This is a genomic window from Polaromonas sp. P1_E3 (genome assembly GCF_056405935.1).
The window spans coordinates 1-4,014 of the sequence record NZ_JBFUBD010000255.1 but is presented as its reverse complement, the minus strand read 5'-3'; the positions used below and the strand labels follow the sequence as shown (position 1 = coordinate 4,014).

Genomic DNA, 4,014 nt, shown 5'->3' with positions numbered 1-4,014 from the left:
CATTCTGGGTGGCATGGGCAATTTTGCCGGCGCCATCGTCGGCGCGTTCGCGTTTGAATATCTACTGCATGTCTTCAAGGACTTGCCGCAAATCGGCAGCGTCAACCTGGGCAAGCACTGGCAGCTGTGGATGGGCCTCTTTATCGTGCTGCTGGTCACATTTGCGCCGCGCGGCATCCTGGGCCTGGTCGAAAAATTCACCCAGCGCAAAGACAAAGCGGAGGTTGGCCATGACTGATCTACTCCTCAGTGCAAAAAATCTCACCAAACGCTTTGGTGGTTTGGCGGCGGTCAATGATGTCTCTATTGATCTGTGGCGCAACCACATTCACGCCGTCATCGGCCCCAACGGCGCCGGCAAATCCACGCTGACCAACCTGCTCTCTGGCGACTTGCCGCCTACCTCGGGTACGGTCACGCTGGGCGGGCACGACATCACAGGCTGGACACCCGAAAAAATCTCGGGCAAGGGACTGGGCCGCAGTTACCAGAAGACCAATATCTTTTTGCCCTTCAGCGTCTGGGAAAACGTCCGGCTGGCGTCACAGTCACGCGCGCCGCATGCCGCGCACTGGCTCAAGCGCGCCACCAGCTTCGCCGATGTCAACGCCCGCGCCGAAGAGGCGCTGGAACTGGCCGGCCTGCAACACCGCAAACACAGCATCGCCGGCACCATCAGCCACGGTGAGCAACGCCAGCTTGAGATCGCGATGACGCTGGCCACCGAGCCGCAGGTGCTGCTGCTCGACGAGCCGCTGGCCGGCATGGGCGTGGCCGAGGCCGAGCGCATGGTCGCCCTGTTGCTGACCATCAAGAAAAATCACGGCATCCTGCTGGTCGAGCACGACATGGACGCGGTCTTTACCCTGGCCGATAAGCTCACCGTGATGGTCAACGGCCAGGTGATCGCCAGCGGTGCGCCCGCGCAGATCCGCGCCGATGCGGGCGTGCAGGCGGCTTACCTCGGAGAGGAACATTGATGAACGCCCCCGAAAAACAGATCGACATCCTGATCGGCGCCCAGGACATCAACACCTACTACGGCGCCAGCCACATCCTTCGCGGCATTGACTTTCACGTCGCACGCGGCGAGACCATAGGCCTCATGGGCCGCAACGGCATGGGCAAGAGCACGCTGCTCAAAAGCATCATGGGCCTCGTCAAACCGCGCTCCGGCTCGGTCGCCATCAACGGCAGGCCCATGACGGGCGCCCCACCCTACGAAATAGCCCGCCTCGGCATCGCCTACGTGCCCGAAGGCCGCGGCATTTTCGGCAATCTCAGCGTGACCGAGAACCTCAAAATGGCTGCGCGCGCCGGCAGGCCAGGAAGCGCCGCAGACGGCGTGGGCCGCAGAAACGACTGGACCTACGAACGTGTGCTGGACACCTTTCCGCGCCTGAAAGAACGCCTGAACCATGGCGGGCAGCAGCTGTCTGGCGGCGAACAGCAGATGCTGACGATAGGCCGCGCGCTGATGACCAACCCTGACGTGTTGATCCTCGACGAGGCCACCGAAGGCCTGGCGCCGCTGATTGCCCGGGACATCTGGCGCATCTGCGGCCTGATCCGCGAAACCGGCATCAGCAGCGTGATCGTCGACAAGAACTGGAAACACGTCACCCAGATCACCGACCGCAATGTGATCCTGGTCAAAGGCCAGGTGGTGTTTGAAGGCAGCTCGGCCGAGCTGCACGCCAAACCTGAACTGCTGGCGCAATACCTGGGCGTATGAGCCGGGTGTTGCCAGGGAGCAGCAACCATGAAGCTGTCACGGACCACCTCGACACTGGGCCTCACCGTACTGGCCATGCTCGCCTTTGCGGGCAATTCGCTCCTTTGCCGGCTCGCACTACGCAGCACGCCGATTGACGCGGCCAGCTTCACAGCCCTTCGCATTGCCTCGGGTGCGCTGGTGCTCTGGCTTTTCATGTGGCAGCGTGGTGTCACGGCGACCGGCAACTGGGGGTCGGCCGCGGCGCTGTTCGTTTACGCGGCCGCATTCTCGCTGGCCTACGTCAGCCTGCCGGCAGCCACCGGCGCCCTGCTGCTGTTCGGCTCGGTGCAGCTCACGATGCTGGGTACCGGGCTGGCCCGCGGCGAGCGGCTGGGCGCAAGGCAAAGCGCCGGCCTGGCAATTGCCGTTGCCGGCCTCATCGCACTGTTGCTGCCGGGCGCCGCCGCCCCACGTTTGCCGTCGGCCATGCTGATGCTGCTGGCCGGCATCGCCTGGGCGGTGTATTCGCTGCGCGGAAAACACGCCGGTGACGCGACGCAGGCCACTGCGGGAAACTTCCTGCGCGCCACACCGCCAGCGCTGTTGCTGGCCGGCCTGATGTTCCCGCAGCTGATCTGGGATATGCGTGGCGCGGCCTATGCCGTGGCCTCCGGCGCGCTCACTTCCGCTGTGGGTTACATCGTCTGGTACGCGGCGGTCAAGCGGCTTCCCGCCACTACGGCGGCCTCGGTGCAACTCTCAGTGCCGGCCATCACCGCCCTGGGCGGTATCGTCTTTCTTGGGGAGCCGCTGGCCTGGTCGGTCGCGGCCTGTTGCGCGGCCATTCTGGGCGGCGTCGCGCTGGCCGTACGCCCTTCGCCGACCAAAAGCTAAAGCAGCGAGCGCAGTTCCCTCGCTGCATCCAGCAGCAAAGGCAGCAATTCGCGCCGCATGGCCTCAGGCCTCAGCCGCTGCGGCGACGACACCACATTGAGCGCAGCCACCGTGCGCCCCTGCATGTCGCGCAGCGGCACGGCCAGGGCATGCACGCCCAGCTCATGCTCTTCGCTGGCCACGCAGAAATCGTCAAGACGCACCTGATCCACCAACGCCCTGAGCTTGCGCGGATCGGTGGTGGTGTGCAGCGTCAGCCGGGCCAGGTTGCCTGTGTCGGTCCTGGCCTTCAGCCAGGCATTGAAGTCGCTTTTTGTTTTGGCGGCCAGCAGCACACGCCCGGTGGAGGTCGCATGCGCCGGAAGGCGCGCACCGAGGTGCAACCCGTAAGCCAGCACGCGCGCCGGCGCCGCCCTGCCGCTATCTGCTGGTGACTTCCACTCAAAGCCGCTTCGGCCGATGATGACGATTTCATCGCCGTCCAGCACCGCAACGGAAAACGACTCCTGCGTTTGCGCGGCCAGCCGGTTCAGCGCGGGCTGCACGGCGCGCGGCAGGCGTGCCGTGGCCAGGTAGCTGCCTGAAAACCGCAGGATCTTGGCTGCCAGCCAGAAATAACTGCCATCGGTTTCCAGGTAACCCAGGTGCGTGAGCGTCAGCAGGTGCCGGCGTGCGGCTGCCCGCGTGATGCCAGCACGTTCCGCGGCCAGCGTGGCGTTCAGGCGCTGGCGCTGCGTGTCAAAACTCTCCAGCACGGCCATGCCTTTGGCCATGCCTTCAATCATGTCGGGCTTGGCGATCGGGAAAGCACCTGGTTTCGAAGCGGTTCGGGAAGTGACCATTGCGCGATCATCGCACAAGTGAGCCGGACATCGTGCAAAGGTGCCGCCATGGGCTGGGCGCGGTACACGCAGCCGCATAACCTTCTCGCATGGGCACGTTGCCCGAACAATTAACGGAGACACCATGCGCGTACAGGTAGCCATTGTGGGCGGCGGCCCCGCCGGGCATTTGCTGGGCCAGCTGCTTCATAAGGCCGGCATCCATGCCATCGTGATTGAGCAGCGCAGCAAGGAATACGTGCTGGGCCGCATACGCGCAGGCGTGCTGGAGCAAGGCACGACCGACCTGCTGGACGAGGCCGGCGTGGGCAGCCGCATGCACAAGGAAGGCCTGGTGCACGGCGGCTTTGCCCTGGGCTTTGGCGGCGCCCATCACCGCATTGACATGCAGCAACTCACCAGCGGCAAACAGGTGATGGTCTACGGCCAGACGGAAGTCACGCGCGACCTGATGGACGCGCGCGCCGCAGCAGGGCTGCCAACAGCGTACGAAGCCGAAAACGTGAGCCTCCATGATTTCGACGGGCCACGCCCCAAAGTGCGTTATGAGCAGCACGGCGT

5 protein-coding genes and 1 pseudogene are annotated in these 4,014 nt (G+C 64.6%); 5 read left to right on the top strand and 1 reads right to left on the bottom strand.

The annotated features are described in order from the left end of the window. The 4 genes and pseudogenes from AC1D0Z_RS17170 to AC1D0Z_RS17155 form a co-directional block, all read left to right on the top strand. Positions 1–238: pseudogene (locus AC1D0Z_RS17170) on the top strand (branched-chain amino acid ABC transporter permease); the annotation flags it as partial. After that, complete coding sequence (locus AC1D0Z_RS17165; RefSeq protein WP_477659428.1) at positions 231–980, top strand: ABC transporter ATP-binding protein; 750 nt, start codon at positions 231–233, stop codon at positions 978–980. The pseudogene AC1D0Z_RS17170 and the gene AC1D0Z_RS17165, both read left to right, overlap by 8 nt. After that, on the top strand, positions 980–1,735 hold the full coding sequence (locus tag AC1D0Z_RS17160; protein ID WP_477659427.1) for an ABC transporter ATP-binding protein: 756 nt from the start codon (positions 980–982) through the stop codon (positions 1,733–1,735). Before AC1D0Z_RS17165 ends, AC1D0Z_RS17160 begins: the two co-directional genes overlap by 1 nt. Before the next feature lie 27 nt (positions 1,736–1,762). Then, a complete protein-coding gene (locus AC1D0Z_RS17155) occupies positions 1,763–2,611 on the top strand; it encodes a DMT family transporter (RefSeq protein WP_477659426.1) in 849 nt (282 codons plus the stop codon). On the opposite strand, the gene AC1D0Z_RS17150 is transcribed toward AC1D0Z_RS17155, so the two are convergent. After that, complete coding sequence (locus AC1D0Z_RS17150) at positions 2,608–3,453, bottom strand: IclR family transcriptional regulator domain-containing protein (protein ID WP_477659425.1); 846 nt, start codon at positions 3,451–3,453, stop codon at positions 2,608–2,610. The genes AC1D0Z_RS17155 and AC1D0Z_RS17150 overlap by 4 nt on opposite strands. 124 nt (positions 3,454–3,577) lie before the next feature. Here AC1D0Z_RS17150 and AC1D0Z_RS17145 point away from each other — a divergent pair. After that, positions 3,578–4,014, top strand: a 437-nt coding sequence (locus tag AC1D0Z_RS17145) for an FAD-dependent monooxygenase (protein ID WP_477659424.1), incomplete at its 3' end; no start/stop codon positions are given.